20 protein-coding genes are annotated in these 23,798 nt (G+C 71.4%); 8 read left to right on the forward strand and 12 right to left on the reverse strand.

Annotated features, from left to right (window positions below; genetic code table 11):
- Positions 1 to 37: 37 nt before the first annotated feature.
- From BJ984_RS17715 to BJ984_RS17730, 4 genes are all read right to left on the reverse strand, one after another.
- The gene (locus tag BJ984_RS17715) at positions 38 to 2,077 is read right to left on the reverse strand and encodes a glycoside hydrolase family 99-like domain-containing protein (protein ID WP_179549134.1); all 2,040 of its coding nucleotides are present in this window, start codon (positions 2,075 to 2,077) and stop codon (positions 38 to 40) included.
- Between the two features lie 48 nt (positions 2,078 to 2,125).
- The gene (locus tag BJ984_RS17720; RefSeq protein ID WP_179549135.1) at positions 2,126 to 2,935 is read right to left on the reverse strand and encodes a rhamnan synthesis F family protein; all 810 of its coding nucleotides are present in this window, start codon (positions 2,933 to 2,935) and stop codon (positions 2,126 to 2,128) included.
- Positions 2,936 to 2,939: 4 nt separating this feature from the next.
- Entirely contained in the window at positions 2,940 to 3,206 is a 267-nt protein-coding gene (locus tag BJ984_RS17725) for a nucleotide exchange factor GrpE (protein WP_179549136.1), read from the reverse strand.
- A gap of 81 nt (positions 3,207 to 3,287) precedes the next feature.
- Positions 3,288 to 3,815 carry a hypothetical protein gene (locus tag BJ984_RS17730; protein WP_179549137.1) on the reverse strand — a complete coding sequence of 176 codons (528 nt, stop codon included), beginning with the start codon at positions 3,813 to 3,815 and terminating at the stop codon, positions 3,288 to 3,290.
- A gap of 63 nt (positions 3,816 to 3,878) precedes the next feature.
- Between BJ984_RS17730 and BJ984_RS17735 the strand changes: the two genes are divergently transcribed.
- The 7 genes from BJ984_RS17735 to BJ984_RS17765 all read left to right on the forward strand — a co-directional run bounded on the left by BJ984_RS17735 (position 3,879) and on the right by BJ984_RS17765 (position 13,175).
- Positions 3,879 to 6,443, forward strand: a complete 2,565-nt coding sequence (locus tag BJ984_RS17735; protein ID WP_271206506.1) for a glycosyltransferase — start codon at positions 3,879 to 3,881, stop codon at positions 6,441 to 6,443.
- A gap of 120 nt (positions 6,444 to 6,563) precedes the next feature.
- Positions 6,564 to 7,475: an ABC transporter permease gene (locus BJ984_RS17740; protein WP_179549138.1), complete on the forward strand. Its 912-nt coding sequence runs from the start codon at positions 6,564 to 6,566 to the stop codon at positions 7,473 to 7,475.
- On the forward strand, positions 7,475 to 8,683 hold the full coding sequence (locus BJ984_RS17745; RefSeq protein ID WP_179549139.1) for an ABC transporter ATP-binding protein: 1,209 nt from the start codon (positions 7,475 to 7,477) through the stop codon (positions 8,681 to 8,683). The genes BJ984_RS17740 and BJ984_RS17745 overlap by 1 nt, the downstream gene beginning before the upstream one ends.
- A 16-nt stretch (positions 8,684 to 8,699) precedes the next feature.
- The gene (locus BJ984_RS17750) at positions 8,700 to 9,713 is read left to right on the forward strand and encodes a glycosyltransferase family 2 protein (RefSeq protein WP_179549140.1); all 1,014 of its coding nucleotides are present in this window, start codon (positions 8,700 to 8,702) and stop codon (positions 9,711 to 9,713) included.
- 71 nt (positions 9,714 to 9,784) lie between these two features.
- A complete protein-coding gene (locus tag BJ984_RS17755; RefSeq protein ID WP_179549141.1) occupies positions 9,785 to 10,966 on the forward strand; it encodes a glycosyltransferase family 4 protein in 1,182 nt (393 codons plus the stop codon).
- Positions 10,963 to 11,853, forward strand: a complete 891-nt coding sequence (locus BJ984_RS17760; RefSeq protein ID WP_179549142.1) for a glycosyltransferase family 2 protein — start codon at positions 10,963 to 10,965, stop codon at positions 11,851 to 11,853. The genes BJ984_RS17755 and BJ984_RS17760 overlap by 4 nt, the downstream gene beginning before the upstream one ends.
- Before the next feature lie 116 nt (positions 11,854 to 11,969).
- Positions 11,970 to 13,175, forward strand: coding sequence for a glycosyltransferase family 2 protein (locus BJ984_RS17765; RefSeq protein WP_271206505.1), 1,206 nt, complete (start codon positions 11,970 to 11,972; stop codon positions 13,173 to 13,175).
- Positions 13,176 to 13,247: 72 nt separating this feature from the next.
- Here the strand turns inward: BJ984_RS17765 and BJ984_RS19160 are convergent, their stop codons facing one another.
- The 8 genes from BJ984_RS19160 to BJ984_RS17805 all read right to left on the reverse strand — a co-directional run bounded on the left by BJ984_RS19160 (position 13,248) and on the right by BJ984_RS17805 (position 22,680).
- The gene (locus tag BJ984_RS19160) at positions 13,248 to 15,638 is read right to left on the reverse strand and encodes a cell wall-binding repeat-containing protein (protein ID WP_179549143.1); all 2,391 of its coding nucleotides are present in this window, start codon (positions 15,636 to 15,638) and stop codon (positions 13,248 to 13,250) included.
- A gap of 83 nt (positions 15,639 to 15,721) precedes the next feature.
- A complete protein-coding gene (rfbA, locus tag BJ984_RS17775; RefSeq protein WP_179549144.1) occupies positions 15,722 to 16,594 on the reverse strand; it encodes a glucose-1-phosphate thymidylyltransferase RfbA in 873 nt (290 codons plus the stop codon).
- The gene (rfbC, locus tag BJ984_RS17780) at positions 16,594 to 17,205 is read right to left on the reverse strand and encodes a dTDP-4-dehydrorhamnose 3,5-epimerase (RefSeq protein WP_179549145.1); all 612 of its coding nucleotides are present in this window, start codon (positions 17,203 to 17,205) and stop codon (positions 16,594 to 16,596) included. Before rfbC ends, rfbA begins: the two co-directional genes overlap by 1 nt.
- A 17-nt stretch (positions 17,206 to 17,222) precedes the next feature.
- Positions 17,223 to 18,371 carry a dTDP-4-amino-4,6-dideoxygalactose transaminase gene (gene rffA / locus BJ984_RS17785; RefSeq protein WP_179549146.1) on the reverse strand — a complete coding sequence of 383 codons (1,149 nt, stop codon included), beginning with the start codon at positions 18,369 to 18,371 and terminating at the stop codon, positions 17,223 to 17,225.
- Positions 18,361 to 19,509, reverse strand: a complete 1,149-nt coding sequence (locus BJ984_RS17790; RefSeq protein WP_179549147.1) for a glycosyltransferase — start codon at positions 19,507 to 19,509, stop codon at positions 18,361 to 18,363. Before BJ984_RS17790 ends, rffA begins: the two co-directional genes overlap by 11 nt.
- Positions 19,506 to 21,335 carry a hypothetical protein gene (locus tag BJ984_RS17795; RefSeq protein WP_179549148.1) on the reverse strand — a complete coding sequence of 610 codons (1,830 nt, stop codon included), beginning with the start codon at positions 21,333 to 21,335 and terminating at the stop codon, positions 19,506 to 19,508. Before BJ984_RS17795 ends, BJ984_RS17790 begins: the two co-directional genes overlap by 4 nt.
- Positions 21,332 to 22,171, reverse strand: a complete 840-nt coding sequence (locus tag BJ984_RS17800; RefSeq protein ID WP_179549149.1) for a glycosyltransferase family 2 protein — start codon at positions 22,169 to 22,171, stop codon at positions 21,332 to 21,334. The genes BJ984_RS17795 and BJ984_RS17800 overlap by 4 nt, the downstream gene beginning before the upstream one ends.
- Positions 22,171 to 22,680, reverse strand: coding sequence for a GtrA family protein (locus BJ984_RS17805; RefSeq protein WP_179549150.1), 510 nt, complete (start codon positions 22,678 to 22,680; stop codon positions 22,171 to 22,173). The genes BJ984_RS17800 and BJ984_RS17805 overlap by 1 nt, the downstream gene beginning before the upstream one ends.
- A 120-nt stretch (positions 22,681 to 22,800) precedes the next feature.
- Here BJ984_RS17805 and rfbB point away from each other — a divergent pair, with 120 nt between their 5' ends.
- Complete coding sequence (gene rfbB / locus BJ984_RS17810; RefSeq protein WP_179549151.1) at positions 22,801 to 23,787, forward strand: dTDP-glucose 4,6-dehydratase; 987 nt, start codon at positions 22,801 to 22,803, stop codon at positions 23,785 to 23,787.
- The last annotated feature ends 11 nt before the right edge of the window (positions 23,788 to 23,798 follow it).

Here is a 23,798-nt window from a genome sequence, read left to right on the forward strand (position 1 = left end):
CCCGGCTGCGGCGTGTCAGCCGGGCGGCGGCATCGCGTCAGCGGTGCAGCACGTCCCGCACCGCGAGCAGGTAGGTGCGGCCGTAGCGCTGCGACGGCTCGAGCACGGCGCCCTCGGCCCACTCGTTCCAGGCGTTCACGAACACGACCCGCTCGTCGCGCGGGCGCTCGGCCACCGAGGAGACGGTGGTGTTGAGCCAGCGCCGGAACGTGAACGGGTTTGAGCCGTACCACATGTCGGGCTGCCACTGCCGGCGCGCGGTGTTGTCGAAGTTCACCATCACGCCCGGGTAGCGGTGCGCGGGCGGCGTGGTGTTCAGCCGCTCCTCCGCCTTCTCGGCCATGGCCGGGTAGGAGAGCAGGTTGCCCTGGAAGCGCTCGTCGAGTCCGCGGTGGTCGCGGGGCAGCGACTGCCAGAACATGTTGTGCGGCGCGAACTCGAGGTAGGCGTCGAGCCCGTGCTCGGCGAGCGAGCCCTCCACGCCCTGCATCGAGGTGCCGACGTCGACCGTCACGAGATGGAGGCCCGGCAGGCCGGCCTCCTCGGCCACCCGACGCCAGTGCGCGACGACCTCGACGTGGTCGGGGATCTGGGTGATGCGATACACCGCGATCACCGGCTTGTCGTCGATGCGGATGTAGCGCGGGTCGGTGATCAGGTGCAGCACGTCATGGATGAACTGCTTGGCCGAGACCCGGTCGTAGTCCTGGGCGATCAGGATGTTCTTCTCGCTGCCGTCCCACCGCCTCGTCCAGTTCTCGTTCGCCCACATGATGCAGAACGGCTGGTCGGAGTCGGAGGCGACGAGCTCCTCGACGGGCAGGTCCATCAGCTTCTTGCCCGCGAACCAGTAGTAGTAGTACATGAAGCCCTCGAGCCCCGCCGCGGTGGCGAGCTCGTACTGGGCGTCGCGCACGCCGGGCGTGCGGAGGTCGTAGAAGCCGAGCTCGCTCGGGAGCAGCGGCTGGATGTGGCCCGGGTAGAGCGGGGTGCCCGCGGCCACGTTCGACCACTCGGTGAAGCCCTTCTCCCACCACTCGTCGTTCTCGGGGAAGGTGTGGAACTGCGGCAGGTAGAACGGGATGACGCGCGCTCGGGGCTGCACCACCGCATCCGCCCGGAACCGCTCGAAGGCCGTGCCGTCGGCCGTCGCGGTGAGCGTCGAGGCGTCGCGCACGTCGTAGCCCGCCTCGCCGGCGACGATGCCCAGGATGCGCTCGATCGCGTGCGCGGTGGTGGCGTCGACCTGGCCCGCCTCCTCCTCGAAGTCGGTGGCCTGCAGCTCGAAGGCGCGGAGGCCCTGCAGCAGGAAGCCGCGCACCCAGTAGATGCTGCCGGCGGCGAAGCGCAGGCGGTCCTCGTCGCGGTCCATCTGGATGCGCCTGAGCAGCGATCCGACGATCTCGCGGTCGCCGCCCCAGAACTCGGGGCCGAGCACGTTGCCGGTCGAGGTCAGGATGCCCAGGGCGGGGTCGCTCGCGAACTCGTTCAGCACCCGGGTGACCGTCTCGACCGAGCCGGCCAGCTCCGAGAAGAAGCTCTCGCGCCATTCGTCGCCCGAGCCGGCGAGCTCGCCGTGCGCCTCGCGCCAGGCGCTCTTCTTCGTGTGCACCTTGAAGACGAGCTCGTAGGGGTCGAGGAGCCCGGCGTTGACCACCGAGACCAGCGGCAGGATGTCGCGGCCGTGGTTGGCGATGTCGAGCACCTGCACGCGGTCGACGTTCGTGAGCCGGGAGGTGTCTAGCGACAGCGGCTCCCCCGAGGCGTTCGTGACGATCAGGTCGAACTGCACCGGCAGGGCCTCGAGCGACTGCAGGATCTGCGCGACGAGGTCGGTGTAGAACACGTGCACCACCACGGCCACCCGGGAGGTGGCGGGCTCGGCGACGAACTGCTTCTTCCACTCGCCCGGGTACAGCGCCTTGAGCCGGCTGCTGCGGTTGTACGCCCAGGAGCTGAAGCCCGCGGGGAAGTCGTCGGGTGCGGCGGGGGCCGGCGACTCGGCGAGCTTGTCGCCCACCTTGAGCATGGCGCGGCCGGTGCGGCGCTTGACTCCGCCGATGGTGATTTTTCTCATGACCCTCTAACTCTCACAGCCTGGTGGGCTCTCAGACCCTTGCGGAGATCAGACCCAGTCGCGCGGGTCTTCGCCGAACATCCGCTCGATCACGGCGGGCACCTCGAAAGCGTCCCCCACGATACCCGGGTTGGTCACGAGCTCCCGTTTGACGAACGGGAAGCCGTGCTCGAGCAGGCCCTTCCAGCCCTGGATGGTGGGGTTCTGCGTGTACTGCACCACCAGCTCGTAGTCGAACCAGGCGCCCGAGACGTAGCCCTCGCCGTAGAGCAGGCGGCTGAGGCCGAGCTCGTACTTGTCGATGATGTCGAACTTGGTGGGCTGCTCCGGCAGGTTCTGCCAGAAGTGCCGAAGCGTCGGGTCGTCGAGCACGCCGCCCTTGAACCCCATCAGGAAGCTCTGCAGGTGCTGCATGTACTGGCTCGTCCAGGTGCCGCCCCAGACGTCGAAGAAGCTCGTCTCGAAGTCCTCGACCATCGGCGCGAGGCTCGCGAACGGCCCCACGAGCGAGTCGTTGGTGAGCAGCACGTAGGGCTTCCGGCGGATCTCGGGGAAGAGCTCGAGCCCCGTCGCCCAGGAGCCGAAGTCGTAGCCGATGTTGGGCTTCCGCACGACGATCGCGTCGTTCGCCGGCCCGCGCGACCAGTCCAGCGGGGCGTGGTCGTCGGATGCACGCACCACGACCACCTCGTAGCCGGCCTCCTCGAGGCGCGCGACCATCCAGGACAGCGACAGCGAGACGGTGGAGGAGGTGCCGTAGCTCGCGACGACCGCGACGCGGTCGGTGGCGGGCAGGCGGCGCTTGCTGCTCTCGACGACGGTGAGCGGGAGCACCTTGTCGAGGACTCTCGTGCTCACGGGATCAGGTCCAGCCGTTGTTGAGCGCCTTGCGGCGGCGCATCCGCAGCGGCCGCGTGATCGACCACGAGCTCGATCCGCGCAGGGCCTTCAGCTGGGTGGCCAGGCGCTCGGCCTGGTTGCGGCTCGCCACGAGCCGACGACGGTACTCCTCGGTCTCCGCCGTGCGCCGCGCGAGCTGCGCGCGCAGCGCCGCGACCTCGAGGCGCAGTTCGCGCAGCTCGTTCGCGGCGTCGCCGTCGCCGTCGTGGGGTGTGACTGCTGAGCTCATGCTCGGTACCGATCCTTCATGACGGGGGAAACTCCCCCACTGTATTCGGGTTCGGGCGGCGTCGCCTGGGAGCCCGGCCCGTCAGGCGGCGTCGACGGTGCCGCTGGTCGACCCGGAGTGCGTGGGGTCGGTGAAGGCGAGCTCGATGTCCCAGGTGCCGGCGGCACCGGCGGGGAGGACGACCGCGAGGTTCGAGCAGTAGGTGACCGCCGCATCCGCCATGCCCGCCGCCTCGGTGGTGACACTCTGCTCGCCCTGGCTGACGGTGATCGTGCAGGTGCCGGTGGAGGAGACGAGGTCGGTGACCATGCCGGCGACCGAGACGGTCGAGGTCGACGGGTCGTAGGAGCTGTTCAGGATCTCGAGGGAGACCACCGACGACTCCGGGGTGGTCGGCGTCGGGGTCGGCGTCGGCTCGGGCGCCGCCGTCGGGGTCGGCGTGGGCGTCGAGGTGGCCGTGGGCGTCGCGGTGGCCGAGCGGGTCGGCGCCGGCGAGCTCGCCGTGGGGCTCGGCGAGGCCGCTCCGCCGATGCAGCCGGCCGTCGACAGGGCCGCCGCGGCGACGATGAGGGTGCTGACGGATGCGCGGAGGAGAGTCGAACGTGCCATGACCCCGATCCTAGGCACCGCGTTCCCGGATGCCCGCTGACGCTCCGGCGATAGGCTGATCGGGTGAAGATCGCCATGCCAGAAGCCCAGTCCGGAGTCGTCTCGGTGGTCGTGGTGAACTTCCGGGGCGCCGACGACACCATCGAGTGCGTCTCGCAGCTGTCGCAGGTCGACTGGCCGCGCGAGCGGCTCGACGTCGTCGTCGTCGAGAACGGCTCGGGTGACGACAGCCTGGCCCGGCTCCGCGCCGCATTCGCGGGCGACGAGCGGGTGCGCGTGATCGAGTCGGCCGAGAACCTCGGCTTCGCCGGCGGCTCCAACCTCGGTGCGGCGAGCGCCCGCGGCGAGTTCGTCGCCTTCCTGAACAGCGACGCCAAGCCGCACGCGGCCTGGGTGCGCGAGGCGGTGGCGCAGTTCGAGACCAGCCCGGCGGTCGCCGCGGTCGGCAGCAAGGTGCTCGACTGGGAGGGCAAGGTGGTCGACTTCGTCGGCGGCAGCCTGACCTGGTTCGGCATGGGCTACAAGGATCACGAGAACCAGCCCGACGACGAGCGCTTCCAGGAGCCCCGCGACATCCTCTACGGCACCGGCTCGGCGCTGTTCGTGCGCGCGTCGGCCTTCGCCGAGGCGGGCGGCTTCGACGAGCGCTTCTTCATGTTCTACGAGGACGTCGACCTCGGCTGGCGCCTGAACCTGCTCGGCTACCGGGTGCGCTTCGCCCCCGCGTCGATCGTCTACCACCGCCACCACGCCTCGATGCGGAGCTTCGGCCCCTACCGGGAGAGCTACCTGCTCGAGCGCAACGCCCTGGCCACCCTCTACAAGAACCTCTCGGCCGAGAACCTCGGCCGCTTCCTGCCCGGGGCGATGGCCCTGCTCGCCCGGCGCGCGGTCGCGAAGAGCGACCTCGACTCGCAGCTGTTCGACATCCGCCGCTTCGACGGGGCCGCCGACGAGTTCGACGCCACGACGCCGGTGTCGAAGGAGTCGCTCGCCAGCCTGTTCGCGCTCGACCAGTTCGTCGAGGAGCTCGAGTCGCTCTCGGCGACCCGCGACGAGCTGCAGGCCGGCCGCCGCCGCACCGACGCCGAGCTGTTCCGGCTCTTCGGCAACATGATCCACCCGCTGCTCGGCGATTCCTCCTACCTCTCGGGCTTCCGCGCGGTGGTCGACGCCTTCGAGATCGAGGCGGCCACCGACCGGCGGCATGTGCTCGTGATCACGGGCGACGCGCTGGGCGAGAAGATGGCCGGCCCGGGCCTTCGCGCCTGGAAGATCAGCGAGGCGCTGAGCGCCGAGCACGACGTGCGCCTGGTCACCTGGAACGCCGCCAAGCGCCACTCCGACCGCTTCGAGGTCGAGCACGTGCAGCTGCAGAACGAGCGGCAGATGGCGGTGCACGAAGAGTGGGCCGACGTCATCTTCTTCCAGGGCTACGCCCTGCACCACTTCACCACCCTGCAGAAGAGCGAGAAGATCGTCGTCGCCGACATCTACGACCCGATGCACCTCGAGCAGCTCGAGCAGGGCCGCGAGTTCGGCACCGAGCGCTGGACCAACATCGTGCGCTCGGCCACCGAGGTGCTGAACGCGCAGCTCTCCCGCGCCGACTTCTTCCTCTGCGCCTCGGAGCGGCAGCGCCTGTTCTGGCTCGGCCAGCTGGCGGCGCTCGGGCGGATCAACCCGGCCAACTACGCCGCGGACGACTCGCTCGACGAGCTCATCTCGATCGCGCCCTTCGGCCTCGACTCAACTCCCCCGCGGCACACCCGGGACGCGGTGCGCGGCGTCGTGCCCGGCATCGGCAAGGACGACAAGCTCGTCATCTGGGGCGGCGGCATCTACAACTGGTTCGACACCCTCACCCTCGTGCGGGCGATCGGGGCGCTGGCCGAGCGCCGCCCCGACGTGCGCCTGTTCTTCATGGGCGTCGCGCATCCGAACCCCGACGTGCCTGAGATGGCGATCGTGCAGCAGACCCGGCGCCTCGCCGAGGAGCTCGGGCTGACCGGCCGGAACGTCTTCTTCAACGACTCCTGGGTCGACCTGGACGACCGGCAGAACTACCTGCTCGAGGCCGACGTCGGTGTGAGCACCCACTTCGACCACATCGAGACCACGTTCTCGTTCCGCACGCGCATCCTCGACTATCTCTGGGCCTCGCTGCCGATCGTCACGACCCGCGGCGACAGCTTCGGCGACCTGGTCGAGAAGGAGGGGCTCGGCGTGAGCGTGCCCGAGCGCGACGTCGAGGCCCTGGCCGACGCCCTCGAGCGGATGCTCTACGACGTCGACGAGCGGGCCGCGGCGGTCGAGGCGGTCGGCCGGGTGCGCGAGCGCTTCACCTGGGAGGAGACCCTCCGCCCGCTGGTGGAGTTCTGCCGCGACCCGCACCCCGCCGCCGACCGCGTGCTCGGCTCCCTCTCGGCCCCGATCGAGCTCGGCGGAGCCGGGCGCCGTCGTCGGCCGGTCACCGCCGAGGAGAAGTTCCAGGCCATCTCGACCAGGCGGCACGGGATCGGGCGCGACATCGCGCTGGCCCGCCACTACCTCACGAACGGCGGCGTCTCGTCGCTGATCGCCAAGGTGCGCTCCCGTTCGGAGCACGCCCGCGCCGGGCGCCGCTGACGCAGCGGTCGGCGCGCCCCGCGCCCCGGGCCTTCGCCCAGGGGCCGTGTTGTATCCTCGATCCCGGCAGTCGGCGGTGACCGCTGACCTACCCGGATGAAGGCTTTGGAGGCCGGAAGCATGACTGGCTTGCAAGAGTCCCCGCTGCAGCGGGCGAACCGACTGAGCACCGAGCCCTGGCAGCAGGCCGGCGGCCGCAGCTCGGGCGTGACGGGAACGATCGCCTCGGTGCGCGAGATCTGGGAGCAGCGACGACTGCTCCGCCTGCTCACCGGGCGTGAGCTCAAGTCGCGCTATAAGGACAGCGCGGGCGGGTTCCTCTGGAGCCTGGCCAAGCCGCTGACCCAGCTGTTCATCTACTACCTGGTGATCGGGCAGTTCCTCGGCGCCGCTCGCGGCATCGAGAACTTCGCCATCTACATCTTCGCCGGCCTCACGATCTACACGCTGTTCAGCGAGATCGTGGGTGCGGGCACCGGCTCCATCATCGCGAACGCGGGCCTGGTGAAGAAGGTGTACCTGCCGCGCGAGATCTTCCCGCTCGCCGCCGTGGGCTCGGCGCTGTTCAACTTCGCCGTGCAGTTCGTCATCCTGATCATCGCGTCGATCGTGGTCGGCACGCTGAGCTTCGGGCCGCAGCTGCTGTTCGGCCTCGGCGCCCTCGTGCTCATCCTGATCTGGGGCACCGCCGTCGGCGTGCTGCTCGCGGCGCTGAACGTCTACCTCCGCGACATCCAGTACCTCGTCGAGGTCGTGCTGCTGCTGCTCATGTGGGCTTCCCCCATCCTCTACTCGTGGCAGCAGGCCGCGGCGATCCTGCCGCAGTGGCTGCTCGAGATCTACGTCAACTCCCCCATCACGCTAGCCGTGCTGGGCTTCCAGGAGGCCTTCTGGTCGGAGGCGTCCAACGGCGTCCCCCTGCCGCACCTGGCCATCCGGATGCTGATCGCCGGCGTCGTGGGCCTCGTCGCCCTGTTCGCCGCCCAACGAGTCTTCAGCCGCCTGCAGGGCGACTTCGCACAGGAGCTGTGATGGCAGAGCACGTCCCCGTCGTCGAGGTCAACGACGTCTCGAAGCGGTTCATCATCCGCAAGGAGAAGAGCCTCAAGGAGCGCCTGGTCAACGCCGGCCGCTCGAAGCAGTTCAAAGAGGACTTCTGGGCCCTCAAGAACGTCTCGCTCGAGATCGGCTCCGGCCAGACCATCGGCCTGATCGGGCCGAACGGCTCGGGCAAGTCGACCCTGCTGAAGACCATCGGCGGCATCATCCAGCCCACCACCGGCACCATCCGCCGGCGCGGCCGCCTGGCGGCGCTGCTCGAGCTCGGCGCCGGGTTCCACCAAGACCTCACCGGACGCGAGAACGTCTACCTGAACGCCTCGATCCTGGGTCTCTCGCGCAAGCAGACCGACCTCTACTTCGACGACATCGTCGAGTTCTCCGGCATCAAGGACTTCATCGACACGCAGGTGAAGTTCTACTCCTCGGGCATGTACGTGCGGCTCGCCTTCGCGGTGGCCGTGCACGTCGACCCCGACCTGCTGCTCGTCGACGAGGTGCTCGCCGTCGGCGACGAGGCCTTCCAGCGCAAGTGCCTCGACAAGATCCGCTCCTTCCAGCGCGAGGGCCGCACCATCGTGCTGGTCACCCACTCGCTCGGCCAGATCACCGAGTTCTGCGACCGCGCCGTGCTGCTGAACAAGGGCGAGGTGCTCTTCGACGGCGTGCCGCACGAGGCCGTCCGCGACTTCCGCGACGTGCTCGAGGAGCGGCGTCAGGGCGAGGCCGAGGCCCACAACGCCACCCATGAGGAGAAGGTGCCCGTGAACAACGGCCGCATCGTCTCCACCACGGTGCACGCCGCCGGCCGGGCCGAGGGCGACCCCGTGCATCCGGGCGACGACCTCATCGTGCGCGTCACCTACGAGCACCCCACGGGCCTGCCCGACTGGATCGCCGCGATCCAGATCGACAACGTGCAGGGCGTGCCGGTCTACGGCACCGCCTCCCCGCGCACGAAGCTCGACCTCGGCACGCTGCGCGAGCCCACCACCGTGGAGTTCGTGCTGCACGACGTGCAGTTCGGCACCGGAAAGTACTTCATCAACTCCACGCTGATGAACCGCGAGCGGGCCCACGTGCACGACGTGCCCCAGGCCGTCTCGTTCGACGTGCCCTACTACGACCTCGCGGTCGGCATCCTGCACGCCCAGCCGGAGATCCGCGTCGTCGGCGCCTGAGCGCCGGGGCTTCAGCATGGCGGGTGAAGCGGATGCCCGGGTCACCGTCTCGGCGATCCTGGTCAATTGGCGCCAGCCCGAGCTCACCTCCCGGGCCGTCGCCTCACTCGAACGGCAGACCGGTCTCGCGGAGCGCGGCCTCGACCTCGCCGTCGTGATCGTCGACAACGGATCCGGCGACGGCTCGTTGGCGCTGCTGCGGGAGCGGCACCCGCAGCACCTCGTGATCGACGGCGGGCGCAACGACGGCTTCGGTGCGGGCGTGAACACGGGCATCCGTGCCCGGCCCGCCGACGTCTACGTGCTGCTCAACAACGACGCCGAGGCCGAGCCGGGCTTCGTGGCGGCGCTCGTCGACGAGCTGCGCGCGGCCGGGGGTACCGGCAACGACCGGCGCGGTGCCGTCACCGCGCGCATCCTGCTCGCCGGCACCGACCCGCTGCTCGTCAACAGCACCGGCAACGAGATGACCCGCTCGGGCAACGGCCGCGACCGCGACTGGCTCGTGCCCGCCGCCGACGAGCACCGCCCGGCCGGCGAGGTGATGGGCTTCTCGGGCGGCGCGGCAGCGCTCGACGCGCGCGCCCTCGACGACGTGGGGCTGTTCGACGAGAGCCTGTTCATGTACTACGAGGACACCGACCTCTCCTGGCGGCTGCGGCGCGCGGGCTGGAGCATCCGCTACTCCCCCGACGCCGTCGTGCACCACGCGCACGCCGCCTCCTCGGGCACGGGCAGCGACGTCTTCCGCTTCAGCAACGAGCGCAACCGGATGCTCGTGGCCCTCCGCCACGCGCCGGCCCCCGTCGCTCTCACCGCCGTCGCCCGCACCGCGGCCGGCACCCTGCGCGCCCTGCTCGCCGTGGCGCGCACCCCCTCGCCGGAGCACCGCGCCGACGCCCGACGGCGCCTGCGCTCGTTCGGCTCGGCCCTGCGTCTGACCCCGGCGAACCTCGCCCTCCGGGTGCGGATCGACCGTGCCGCCCGGGTGCCGCGGCGGGCCGTCGCCGCCTTCCTGGTCGCCGAGTGAGCCGCGGGGCGGCGGGTATGCTGGAGGCTGCCTCCGGGCGCCCCTCCCGGAACGAGACCTAGGACAGCGTGGTGAGCACTCAGATCCCAGTCCTCCTCGACGCGACGAGCCTGCCGCCGTCGTGGGGCGGAGTCGCCCGCTACATCGAGGGGTTGCTGACGGGCCTCGGCGAGCTCGGGGTGTCGCTCGACGTCGTCGTGAAGCCCGGTGACCTCGAGCGCCTGCGCACCGCGGCGCCCGGCCACCGCTACCACGCGGGCCCCCCCTCGCTCGCGAAGCGCCCCGTGCGCCTGCTCTGGGAGCAGCTCGGCCTGCCCCGCCTGGCCGCCCGGTTGGGGGTATCGGCCATCCACTCGCCGCACTACACCTTCCCCCTCGCCACCCGGCGGGCCCGGGTCGTCACCCTGCACGACGCCACCTTCTTCACCGACCCCGGCGTGCACTCGCGCCTGAAGCGCACCTTCTTCACGAGCTGGACGCGATGGGCGGGGCGTCGCGCCGACGCCCTCGTGGCGCCGAGCCGGGCCACCGCGCAGGCGGTGCGCGACGCGGTCGCCGTGCGCCCCGAGATCCGGGTGGCGTACCTCGGGGTCGACCCCGCGGTCTTCCGCCCGCCCGCACCCGCCGCCGTCGAGGCCTTCGCTGCCGCGCACGGCCTGGGCACCGGCGACGACAGCGGCAACGGCAGCAGCGGCGACGGCTGGATCGCCTTCCTCGGCACCATCGAGCCGCGCAAGAACGTGCCCGCCCTGCTCGCCGCCTACGCGAGCCTCCGCGCCGAGCGCAGCGGCCGCGGCCTCGCGACCCCCGCCCTCGTGCTCTCGGGCTCCCGCGGCTGGGACGAGGAGGCCGCACGCCTGCTCGACACCCCGCGCGACGGCGTGACCGAGGCCGGCTACCTCCCGCTCGACGAGCTCGGCGCCTTCCTCGGCGGCGCCACCGTCGTCGCCTACCCCTCGCTCGGCGAGGGCTTCGGCCTGCCCGTGCTCGAGGCGATGGCCAGCGGCGGCACGGTGCTCACCACCGATCGCCTCTCCATCCCCGAGGTCGGCGGCGACGCCGTGGCCTACACCGAGCCGGATGCGCGGTCGATCGCCGAGGCCCTCGGCCGGCTGCTCGAGGAGCCGGGGCGCCGCGCGGAGCTGTCCGGTGCCGCCCTCCGGCGTTCGCGCGAGTTCACCTGGGCCGCCTGCGCACGGGTGCACCTCGACGCCTACGCCGATGCGGGTGTCGCGACGGGGGTGGCCGCGTGACGGCGCAGCGCGCATCCGGAGCCCGCCCCCGCATCGCGGTGGTGACCGTCAGCTACGACTCGGCCGCCGTGCTGGGGCCGTTCCTCGACTCGGTGCCGGCCGCCGCGGCGCGCACCGAGCTCGACGTGGTCGTGGCCGACAACAAGCCGGGCTCCCCCGCCCGTGCCGAGGTCGAGCGCCTGGTCGCCGACGCCGGCGGCCGCTACCTGCCGATGACGGGCAACGTGGGCTACGGGCACGCGATCAACGAGGCCGTCGCCTCGCTGGGCGGCGACCACGAGTTCGTGCTCGTCTCGAACCCCGACGTGGTGCTGGCGCCCGGCTCGGTCGACGTGCTCGTCGACACCATGCTCGAGCTCGACGACGCCGGCGCGATCGGCCCGAAGATCCTCGAGAGCGACGGCAGCGCCTACCCCTCCGCGCGATCGGTCCCCTCGATCCGAAACGGCATCGGGCACGCGCTGTTCGCCAATGTCTGGCCGGCCAACCCGTGGACGCGGTCGTACCGCCTCGAGATCGGCGAGAACCCCGTGCGCCGCGACGCGGGCTGGCTCTCGGGGTCCTGCTTCCTCGTGCGGAGGGAGGTGTTCGACGCCCTCGGGGGCTTCGACACCGGCTACTTCATGTACTTCGAGGACGTCGACCTCGGCTACCGCATCGGCCAGGCGGGGTGGCGGAACGTCTACGAGCCGGCCGCCGAGGTGCTGCACACCGGCGCGCACTCCACCACCACGGAGTCGGCGCGCATGCTGCAGGCGCACCACGACAGCGCCAAGCGCTTCCTCGCCAAGAAGTACTCGGGGCCGCTCTGGTGGCCGCTCCGCGCCGTGCTGTCGCTCGGCCTCGGCGTGCGCTCGGCGTTCGTGCGGCGGCGCTCGGCGCACTGAGCGCCAACTCTGCGCCTCTCCCCGCCTCTGCGCCTCTCCCCGCCTCCGGTCCTGCTCGGGGCGCGTTCGCTAGGGTGGAGGCTGGACGAACCCGACCAGAGATGGAGATCCGCCCGGTGAAGCTCGCAATGACCCTGATGGTGCGCGACGAAGCGGACATCATCGGGCCCATGATCGACCACCACCTCGCGCAGGGTGTCGACATCCTGATCGTCACCGACAACGGTTCGGGCGACGGCACCGCCGAGATCCTGCAGCGCTACGCCGACGAGGGGCGCATCGAGCTGCGGCACGACCCGGTGCACCGCAAGCAGCAGAGCCCCGTCGTCACCCGCATGGCCCGCGACGCCGCCGCGCTGCACGGCGCCGACTGGGTGATCAACGCCGACGCCGACGAGTTCTTCGCGCCCGTCGACCGCTCGCTCACGCTGCACCAGGTGTTCGAGCGACTCGACCCCGCCATCCGCTCCTTCCTCGTGCCCGTCACGAACCTCACCGGCACAGCCGCCGAGGCGGGCACCGGCTTCGACCGGCTGGTCTACCGCGACCACCGTCCCGTCGAGCAGCTGCGCGCCACCGGCCTCCGCGACCACCCCACGGCCGACGCGGTGCACGTGGGCGACCCCGAGGTCGACGTCATCCAGGGCAACCACTTCGTCAGCATCGCCTCGGCCGGCCTGCCGCCCGAGGAGCTCGCCATCGAGGTGCTGCACCTGCCCTGGCGCTCCTGGGCCCAGTACCGGCACAAGGTCGAGGTCTCGGGCCGCGCCTACGACGAGAACCCCGAGCTCACCCCGAGCCCGAACCACCACGGCATGCGCGACTACCGGCGCCTGCAGTCGGGCGCGCTGCTGCCGTTCTACCTCCTGCGCCACCCCGATGAGCGCGAGCTCGCCGAGGGCGTCGCCGCCGGCCACTTCGTCGAAGAGCGGATGCTCGCCGGCACGCTCGCGTCCCCCGTCGCCGACGTGCCCTTCGATCCGGCCCTGCTCGAGCGCTTCCGCGAGTTCGCGCCTGCCCTCCGGGACGCCGAGGCGCGCGGCTTCAGCCTGCTCACCTCGGTGGAGGAGCGCCTCCGGTTGAGCGAGGAGGAGAGCGCCCGCGCCCTGGAGACCCTCGAGGCCGAGCTGCGCGGCGAGATCAACGCCGCGAGCGACCGGCTGGGTGCCGTCGACCACGAGCGGCGGCTGGCCCAGGAGGAGCTCGCGCTCACCCGGGCGCACGCGGCATCGCTCGAGGCCGAGATCGCGCGTCTGCGGCACCGGCCCGAGGTGCGGGTGGCGAACCGGCTGCGGCGGGCGCTGCCGGGCAGCAGGGGCTGACTCCGGCTCTCGCGCCAGGCGTGAGCTCGCGCAGGCCGCCAGCGCGCGCAGGCCGACAGCCGGTGCCGGCCGTCAGCTCGCGCAGGCCGTCAGGCCGGCCACTCCCGCGCCGAGCGTGTCGGCTCCGCCGAGCAGCACCACCTTGGTCGCCTTCAACGCGCCGATGTCGGCGATCACGCCACGGGGCACGCAGTCGCGCGGAACGATGTAGAGCGGCGCCTTGGTGAGTCCGGCCAGCACCCCGCCGGCCAGGGCGTCGGGGAAGTTGTAGCCCGTCGCGAGGTACACGGTGCCGCTCGTCGTGAACGCCGAGCGGTTGACCACCTGCGAGGTCGCGAAGCGGTCGTCGCCCTGCAGCCGCTGCACGGTGAGTCCGGCCCCCTTCAGCGAGGCCTCGATGCCGGTCGAGACCGAGTAGACCCCGCCCGCGATGGCCGCCTTCGTCGTGCCCTTCGCGGCGAACAGCTGCAGGGTGGGCTGGTCGGCCGTGGCGGCCCGGCCGTCCACGAGCACGATCGGGGCGCCCTTCGACCCCGCCGCCGGGCCCGCCGAGAGCGCGTCGGGGAAGTTCGCGCCCGTGGCGGCGTAGGCCAGCGGAGCCGTGGGGAACGCGTAGTCGGCGACCGCGCGCGAGACGGCGAAGCGGTCGTCGCCGTCGATCCGGGTGGTGTCGGCGACGAGCGCCTTCAGCTGGCCGAGCACGGCGTCGTTCACGGCGAAGCGTCCGCCGACGACGACGATCTTCTGCGGCTTCAGGCGGGCGATCTCCGCCGCGACCACGGGCAGCAGCTGGTCGGTGGGCGTGAGCAGCAGCGGGCCGCCGAGCTTCACGGCCGCCGGGGCGGCGCTGAGGGCATCCGGGTAGTTGCTGCCCGCGGCCACGAAGACGACCTTGGCGGTGCCCGGGTAGGCGCGCTTCGAGATGGTCGCGGCGACGTCGTAGCGGGTGGCGCCGCCGATGCGCTCGACCGCCGGGCGGGGCAGCAGCTGGTAGCTGTCGCTCACGACCGGGGAGTAGGTCACGTCGCCCCATTTCGCGCCGACGGTGAAGGAGTGCCGGCCCGACTGCAGGTTCGAGGGGATCGGCAGCGACCAGGCGCCCTTCGAGTCGGGTGTCACGCTGAACGAGTTGCCGTCGATCGTCACGAGCACGCGGTGCCGCGGGCCGCCGTAGGCCAGGGTGCCGCGGATGCTGTCGCCGACGAAGGAGGGCCGCACGTACGTCGGCGTGGCCACCTGCACGCCGAGCTCCCAGGTGGGCAGCGCACTCGCCACGCTCGGGCTGCCGTTCGAGGTGATCAGCGGGAAGAAGGCGCTGATCGCGTTCGGCTGGGATCCCCGGTTGCAGTTGCCGACCCAGTCGCCCGCGGTGCCGAGCCCGAAGGCCGAGTTGCCGATCAGGGCCGAGGCGCCGCTGTCGCCCGGCAGCATGCAGACGTCGGTGAGGGTGAGGTTCACGTACTGCGGCGTGCCCGCGTGGTTGTAGACCGGGTAGGACTCGTTGACGACGAGGATGCTCCCGCAGGTCCAGCCGGTGGTGCGGCCCGACTTGCACACCGGGGAGCCGACGATGCCGGTCGTGGCGTCCTTCACGGTGACGGGGGTGCCGTCGCCGAGCGCTCCCGCGCCGCCGCCCCAGGTGGAGACGACGGGCCGGGTGCCCCAGGCGGGCGAGACGCCGACGGCGCCCACGTCGGCGCCGCCGCCGAACTTGTACTGGTCGGCGATCGGGGCGCCGATGATCGAGCCGCGGCTCGGCGTGCCCCCCGCCGACGACTGCTTCGACTCGTAGTAGTAGGTGCCGGCCGCGTGGTCGGGCTCGATGCAGTGGCCCGAGGTGACGAACTGCGGCTGCGGGTAGGCCTTGAAGCGGCCCGTGAAGCCGACCGAGCAGACGTAGGTGTAACCCTGGGCCAGGAACTGGAAGCCCTGACCGCCGACGATGTCGGCGAGCGCGTCGAGCTTGAGCTCGGAGAGATCGGGCTCGGCCGGGGCGCCCAGTTCGGCGGTCGCACCGAGCGACTCGACGGTGGCGGCGGCCTCCTCGTCGGCCACGTTCACGACGAGCGAGGTGCCGTCCAGGCGCGAGCCGAGCACCTCGAGACCGCTCGCGGTGAGGGCGTCGACCACGTCGGAGGCGTCGGCCGCCGCGTTCGAGCGGGCGAGGTACTCCTCGGGGGTCTCGCCGAGGTCGCGCTGCACGGCCTCCGTCAGCTCGTCGGGGAGCTCGGCCGCCTCGGCCGAATAGGAGGCGGCGTCGTAGGCGGACATGGTCGGCGCGTCGGCCGGGAGCTCGACGGTGTCGCCGGCCTCGGCGTCGGGACGCGCATCCGGAGCCGGGGTCGACGTCGTGGGCGGCGGCAGCGTGTCGGCCGAGGCCGTGGCCGCCGGGGCCACGAGGAGCGTGCCGGCCACGAGGGCGGCGGCGAGGAGCGCGAGCGGGGAGCGGACGGGGCGGGGCACCCCTTCACGCTACGGGGCGCACCCCGCACCGCCCGGCTGCGACTCGCGCGCCGCCGGGCGGATACCGGCCGGGTGGGCCCGCGTCAGCCCTCTTCGCTGGCGATCAGCGTCTGCAGGTACGCGCCGTAGCCGCTCTTGACCAGCGGGGCCGCGAGCTTCGCGAGTTGCTCGGAGTCGATCCAGCCGGCCCGCCACGCGATCTCCTCGATGCAGCCGATCTTGAAGCCCTGACGGTCCTCGATCACGCGCACGTACTCGGAGGCCTGCATCATCGACTCGAAGGTGCCCGTGTCGAGCCACGCCGTGCCGCGCTCGAGCACCTGCACGTGCAGGTCGCCGCGCTCGAGGTAGCGCTCGTTCACCGTCGAGATCTCGAGCTCGCCGCGCGCGCTCGGCTCGATCGACTTCGCGATCGCCACCACGTCGTTGTCGTAGAAGTACAGGCCCGGCACCGCGTAGTTCGACTTCGGATGCTCGGGCTTCTCCTCGATCGACAGCGCCGTGAAGTCGTCGTCGAACTCGACCACGCCGTAGGCGCGCGGCTCGGCCACGTGGTACGCGAAGATGCGCGCGCCCTCGAGGCTCTCGTTGCTGCGGAGCGAGGACCCGAGGCCCGCGCCGTGAAAGATGTTGTCGCCGAGCACCAGCGCGACGCTCTCGTCGCCGATGAACTCCTCGCCGATGATGAACGCCTGCGCGAGGCCGTCGGGCGAGGGCTGCACGGCGTACTCGAGCCGGATGCCCAGCTCGGAGCCGTCGCCGAGCAGCGCCTTGAACTGCTCGTTGTACTCCGGCGTGGTGATGATCAGGATCTCGTTGATGCCCGCCATCATCAGCGTCGAGAGGGGGTAGTACACCATGGGCTTGTCGTAGATCGGCATCAGCTGCTTCGAGATGCCCTTGGTGATCGGCCAGAGCCGGGTGCCCGACCCGCCCGCCAGGATGATTCCGCGCATCAGACGCCCTTCTCGCTCAGCGAGGCGTAGAACGCCCGCGCCTGGTCCCAGGTGGGGAGGATGCCGGCCTCGGCCGCCTCGGCGAGGGTCGGTGCATCCGTGTCCTTCGGGGAGAGCAGCGGCTCGCCCGCCTCGGGCGGGAACACCAGGCCGATCGCCGGGTCGCGCGGGTCGATGCCGTGCTCGCGCTCGGCGTTGAAGGTCGAGGTGACGAGGTAGCTCACGGTCGCGTCGTCGGTGAGCGCCACGAACGCGTGGCCGAGGCCCTCGCTGATGTAGATCGCGCGGCGGTCGACGTCGTCGAGCAGCACCGAGTCCCACTGGCCGAAGGTCGGCGAGCCGACCCGGATGTCGATCACGAAGTCGAGCACCGCACCGTGGGTGCAGGTGACGTACTTCGCCTGCGACGGCGGGATGTCGGCGAAGTGGATGCCGCGCACGACGCCCTTCTTCGACACGGACGTGTTCGCCTGGGCCAGGTCGAGCGGATGCCCGATGACCTCTTCGAGCTTGTCGAAGCGGTACCACTCCAGGAACACGCCACGGTCGTCGCCGAACTGCTTCGGCGTGATCTCATAGCTGTCGGGGATCGTCAATTCGCGGATCTGCACGGGGAGAGTCTAACGAATCAGGCCACGCGCACCGGGCGGTACGAGCTGACGCCCTCGATCACGCGCTCGATCTGGGCGTCGGCGAGGCCGGCCCAGAGCGGCAGGCGCACGAGCTGCGCCGAGAACCGGGCGGTGCGGTCGAGGGCGTGCGCGGTGCGGCCGTAGCGCCGGCCGGCCGGCGAGGAGTCGAGCGGCACGTAGTGGAACGCGGCCCGCACGCCCGCCTCACGGAGGTGGGCGATCAGCCCCTGCTGGCCCTCGTGGTCGGGCATCAGCGCGTAGAAGAGGTGCGCGCTGTGCTCGAGACCGGCGGTGTCGGAGACGAGCGTCGCGCCGACGTGGCCGGCCCAGTCGGCGAGCCCCTCGGCGTAGGCGGTCCAGACGCCGAGGCGGCGCTGCTGGATCTCGTCGAAGGCTGCGAGCTGCGCGTCGAGCACGGCGGCGTTCAGCTCGCTCGGCAGGTAGCTCGAGCCCTCGTCCTGCCAGGTGTACTTGTCGACCTGGCCGCGGAGGAACCGCGCCCGGTTGGTTCCTTTCTCGCGGACGACCTCGGCCCGCTCCCAGAGCGCCGGGTCGTTCACGAGCAGCGCGCCGCCCTCGCCGCAGTGCACGTTCTTGGTGTCGTGGAAGCTCTGGGTGCCGAGCACGCCGGCGGTGCCGAGCCGGTGCGCACCGGAGCGCCCGCCGAGGCCGTGGGCGTTGTCCTCGATGAGGGCGACGCCGGCCTCTCTCGTCGTGGCGAGCAGGGCGTCGAGATCGACGGATGCTCCGCCGTAGTGCATCGCGATCACGGCCTTCGTGCGCGGCGTCAGCGCCTCGGCCACCTGGCCGACGTCGAGGTTGCCGCTCGGGCCCTCGATGTCGACGAACACCGGCGTCGCGCCGCGGGCCACGACCGCGATCGCCGCGGAGGTGAAGGTGAAGCTCGGCAGCACGACCTCGTCACCCGGGCGCACGTCGAGGAGCAGCATCGACATCTCGAGGGCGTGTGTGCAGGAGGTGGTGAGCAGCGCATCGGTGGCTCCGGTGATGTCACGGAGGCGCCCGGTGGCCGAGGCCGTGAAGGCGCCGTCGCCGTGCGAGTGGTCGGAGTCGAGCACGGCGGCGAGGTTCGTCAGCTCACCGGGCGCCCGGTACGGGCGGCTGAACACGATCTCATCGGGCATCCTGAACCCCCTTTTCGGCTGCGTCGTGGCCGTCGCCGGTTTGGTCGACGAGCGCTCCGTCGAGCCCGTCGTCGTCGGGCATGATCGTCTCGGGATCGTCGACCGTGAGGTAGAGCGGGCGCCCCATCGAGACGTTCAGGCCCACGCCGATGTACTCGGCGATCACCCCGAGGGCGAACAGGATGGCGCCCGAGCAGAGCAGCACGGCCACCATGAGCGACGCCCAGCCCGCCGTCTCGGGGTTGGTGCCCACCTGCGGGGCGACGATCACGTACACGGCCACGCCGATGCCGAGCAGCGCGATGATGCCGCCGAGCACGCTGACGGCGCGGAGGCCCGCGGTGCCGCTCGTCAGCACCATCCGCCAGAAGTAGGCGAACAGAGCCGGCAGTGAGTAGCCCGAGACCCGTCCGTCGGCGGTGCGCAGCCGGGTGGGGCAGGTCGCGACGCGGTTCGTCACCCAGGACAGGGCGACGTCGAGGTAGACGCCGGTCGCCGCGAACGAGGCGAGCTTGCGGCCCATGTCGCCGCGCACCAGGCGGAAGCTCTGGAACTGACTGGCGTCGGGGAGGTGGAAGGCGGTGCCGAGCATCCGCTTCGACGACTTCGAGGCCGCAGCCCGGAAGAAGCCGTGCGGGCGCTCGTTGGTGAAGCGCGCGTAGACGACGCCGGCCCGCTCGCGGATGGCGGTGTCGAGGAAGGCGCCGAGGTCGGCCGGGTCGTGCTGGCCGTCCTCGTCGAGGGTGACGATCCAGCGGCCCGTCGACTTCGCCATGCCCGCGATCGTGGCCGCGTGCTGACCGAAGTTGCGGCTCAGCCAGACGATGCTGACGAAGGGGTGCTGATCCGCGAGGGTGCGCATGACGGCATCGGACTGGTCGGGCCCGTTGTCGTGCACCAGGATGACCTCGGCGATGCGGTACGCGTGGCCGTCGGGGGTGATCGCGCCGTGCGTGTAGGGCACGAGCTCGCCGACCATGGCGGCGAGGGTGCGCTCGCCCTGGTAGACCGGCACGACGACCGACATCGTGTAGACGGGCTCGGTGCGGGCCGGCTCGGTGCCGGCGGGCTCGGTGCGGGCCGGCTCGGTGCGGGCCGGCTCGCCGGGGCGGGAGGGGACGGGATCGACGGGGGTCATCGCTGCGGGAGCTCCAGGAACGTGAATCGACCGTCGGGTGAGTCGAAGGTGGTGGTCGGTCCGACGACCGCCGTGATCTGATCGACGACCGTAGAACCAGAGTCAGTGTAGGCCGCGCGGTCGAGCACGAAGCCGCACGCGCCGAGATCCTCGACCGCGTCGACCAGTTGCGGGGCCGGCAGCGAGGCGAGCGCGCCCACCTCGTCGATCGGCGCGCGGCCCTTGATACCGCCCGCCGACCAGCGCAGCGTCTCGGAGTGCAGGAAGGGGCGCAGCTCGTCGGAGTCGGTGGCGCCGTTGACCGGCGGCGACTCGGGGAAGGCGATGTAGGGCAGCTGGTAGATCAGGCACTCGGGGGCCACCTCGGCCTCGACCTGCTCGGTGAAGGTCTCGTCGGAGTCGTAGGCGGCCACGGTGGCGGCGCGGGCCTCGGCGTCGACGGGCGGGATCTGGTCCCAGACCGCGAGCAGCACGAGGAGCACGGCGAGCGGGACGGCGAGGGCCGTGTCGCGGGGGCCGCCGTCGCGGGTCGTGCCGCGCATCCGGCCCGCCACCCGGCGCACCAGGCCGTTGAGCAGCAGCCCCACCGCGGCGAGCGCCAGCAGCGCGATCAGGATGGCGATGCGGTTCCACGAGCGGATCGGGAAGTCGACGAAGGAGAGCAGCGTCGACAGCCCGCCGACCGTGCCGAACAGGAACGCGACGAGGGCGAGGCCGGCGAGCACCGCGAGGGTGCGGGTCGACTCCCCCGGGCCGCGCCGGCCCGTGCGCCCGGCCGAGAGCAGGAAGTGCACCGCCACGACCACGAGCGCCACGAACCCCGCGGCGGCGAGCAGTCCGAGGGCCGGCTCCTCGGAGGGCAGAGGGTAGTAGGTGTCGTAGAGCTGACGCAGCGTGGCGAACGGGCCGAAGCGGTGGCCGGGCACCGGCAGCAGCAGCGACGAGAGCTTGAACGAGTAGAGCTCGGCCTCGGGCGGGCTGCGCACGAGCACGGCCTCGTTCACGCCGTTGGCGAGCCGGTACAGGATGCTCGGCGTCAGGTTCACGAGCATGACGCCCGCGATCAGCAGTCCGGCCGCGGCCGCCCCGAAGAACCGCCGCCAGGCGCGGCTGCGCCAGAGGGCACTGAGCCCGGCGACCGCGAGCACCAGGGCGACGAACACGGAGTAGTAGCTGGACGCGGTGCCGAGGAGGGCCACCGTGCCGATGGTCGCCGCGTTCCGGCCGGTCACCGGCCGGAGCCACCTCCGCTCGCGCGAGCCGTCGGCGCGCTCGGCGGGGCGGAGCCGCCAGAGCGGGCGCCCCGTCGCGACGAGGTGGATCAGCCCCACGGCCAGCGGCACGACGAAGTAGGCGGCGAGGAAGAGGTGCCCCTCGCCCTTGATGAAGTGGTACGGCGCCAGCGAGTAGACGACGCCGAGCGCGACGGCGAGCGGCGTGCCGACGCCCACCAGCCGCAGGAACCAGAGCGCCGTGATCGCCGCCAGCGGGAAGCCGATGACGAAGTACACGTTCATCGCCACCCCGAAGTCGGAGGTGAACAGCCGCAGCACGTCGGCGGCGATGAAGTGCAGGTTGTCGGCCTGCGGGTAGTCGCTGTAGAACTGCCCGTACGGGGCGCCGAGGTCGGGCTGGTGGGTGAACCAGCCGGTCTCGATGATCGTCTTGAAGTGCGAGGCCACGGCGAGCGCGTCGCCGGAGTAGTAGAAGGGCACGCGCCAGTCGACGCCCCAGAGGTTCAGGCCGAACCAGACGGCCAGCAGCGAGACCGCGGCGGCCACGCCGTACGGGGCCAGCCGCAGTGCCACGCCCTTCGCGCCGCTCATCGGGCCGCTCGCATGCGCCGGGCGTTCAGCGCGTAGTAGCCGCGGCGGGCCAGTGCCATCAGCTCGGCCCGGCGGTCGCCGAGGCGCACGTCGGCGGCGCTGATCACGTCGGGCGCCTGCTCGCGGCACCAGGCGTGGTAGGCCTTGGCCTGGGTCGACTGCTCGTCGACGAGCGCGACGCTCCACTGCGTGTCGTTCACGCGGAACACGGCGAGCGTGCGGTCGACCGGCAGGTAGTCGCCGCGCAGCAGCACCTTCGAGTAGCTCGTCTGGTCGATCAGGTAGGGGAAGCGGGCGTCCCAGCCGCCGGCCGCCTCGAGCTCGGCGCGGCGCATCGTCACGCAGCCCGGCTCCCCGAAGACGTTCGTGCCCTTCCGCACCGTCTGGCGGATGGCCTCGACGCCCGGCTGCACCGCGCGCCGCACGCCCTGCAGGCCCCGATTGCGGATCGTCACCTTCCCTCGGGCGTCGACGATGTCGCGGGGGCTCGACACGAGCACGACCGACGGATGCGCGTCCAGGGCCTCGGAGTGCGCCTCCAGGGCGCCGGGGTACAGCAGGTCGTCGCCCGGCAGCAGCTTCAGGTACTCGCCGCTCGCCGCCTCGGAGACCCGGCGCCAGTTGGCCTCCGCGCCTCCCCCGGCGGGGGTCGAGAGGATCGTGAGCCGAGCATCCGCTTCGAAGGCCCGCACCGCCTCGAGGGTGCCGTCGGTCGAGGAGTGGTCGGCGACGATGAGCTCGAAGTCGTCGTGCCGCTGAGCCAGCACGGAGCCGACCGCCTCGGCGATGTAGGCGGCGTTGTCGAAGGCCGGGATGACGACGGAGAGCTTCGGCATCAGCGGGGCTCGGTCGTGTTGGTGCCGACGTGCAGCTCGGTGGCGGCCTCGGCCTCGGCGGCGCCGCGGCGGAACGAGAAGCCCTTGTGCCCGAACCAGCTGATCGCCGTGGTGATCACCAGGATCGACAGCTGCGCGAGGATGCGGTTCCAGCCGAAGCCGACGAGCACCGGCAGGATGACGGCGTTGATCGCGATGGCCACCAGATAGACGCTCTCGAACCGCGCGAGGTCGCGCCAGACGTGACCGCGCACCTTGAAGACGAAGCGGCGGTACATCACGAAGGCGAACAGCACCCCCAGCACGTGTGCGCAGGCGAGGGTGCCGAGCGAGCCGACGGTCTCGTTGACGGCCTGGTCGAGCCAGGCGCCGACGGTGAGGTCGAAGGCGATGAAGAAGAGGAAGCCGACGCCGGTGTTGGTGGCGCCGACGAGCAGGAACGCGATGCGCTGGTCGTGGATCAGCCGCAGCAGGGGTCCGGGCTCGCCCGCCTGCTGAGGATCCGTCACGCAGGCCACTCTAGAGGCCCGAGCCGTCAGCGAGCCGAGCGACACCCGCCCCACTCCGGGGGCGTCCTCCGGCCCTCCCGTACAATCGGGAGCGACCACATCTGAGGAGACCTCCCCACCATGAAGATTCTTGTCACCGGCGGAGCCGGATTCATCGGCTCCAACTTCGTCCGACGCACGCTCGAAGACGCCTACCCCGGCCTCGAGGGTGCCGAGGTCGTCGTGCTCGACGCTCTGACCTACTCGGGCAACCTCGACAACCTGCTGCCGGTGAAGGACAGCCCCCGGCTCACCTTCGTGAACGGCGACATCCGCAACGGCCAGCTGCTCGACGACCTGTTCCCCGGGCTCGACGCGGTCGTGCACTTCGCCGCCGAGTCGCACGTCGACCGCTCGGTGCGCGACGCCTCGATCTTCGTCGAGACCAACGTGCTCGGCACCCAGCAGCTGCTCGACGCCGCGCTCCGCAACAACCTCCCCCGCTTCGTGCACGTCTCCACCGACGAGGTCTACGGCTCGATCGCCGAGGGCTCCTGGGCCGAAGACCGTCCGCTCGAGCCGAACTCGCCCTACTCGGCCTCGAAGGCCGGCAGCGACCTGCTCGCCCGCTCCTACCACCGCACGCACGGCATGAACATCTCGATCACGCGCTGCTCGAACAACTACGGGCCGTACCACTTCCCCGAGAAGGTCATCCCGCTGTTCGTCACCAACCTGATCGACGACAAGCACGTGCCGCTCTACGGCGAGGGCAACAACATCCGCGACTGGCTGCACGTCGACGACCACACCCGTGGCATCGCCATGGTGCTCGCGAACGGCCGCGCCGGAGAGATCTACAACATCGGCGGCGGCACCGAGCTGACCAACAAGGAGCTCACGCAGCTGCTGCTCGACGCGACCGGCAAGGACTGGTCATACGTCGACCGCGTCGCCGACCGCCTCGGCCACGACCTGCGCTACTCGGTCGACATCTCCAAGATCCGTGACGAGCTCGGCTACGAGCCGCAGGTGCCGTTCGAGCAGGGCCTGGCCGACGTGGTGCAGTGGTACCGCGACAACCGGCAGTGGTGGGAGCCCCTCAAGGCCCGCGCGGCCCTGAGCTGAGCGTCGCCCAT

This window comes from Herbiconiux flava, from assembly GCF_013409865.1.
Classification (GTDB): Bacteria; Actinomycetota; Actinomycetes; order Actinomycetales; family Microbacteriaceae; genus Herbiconiux; species Herbiconiux flava.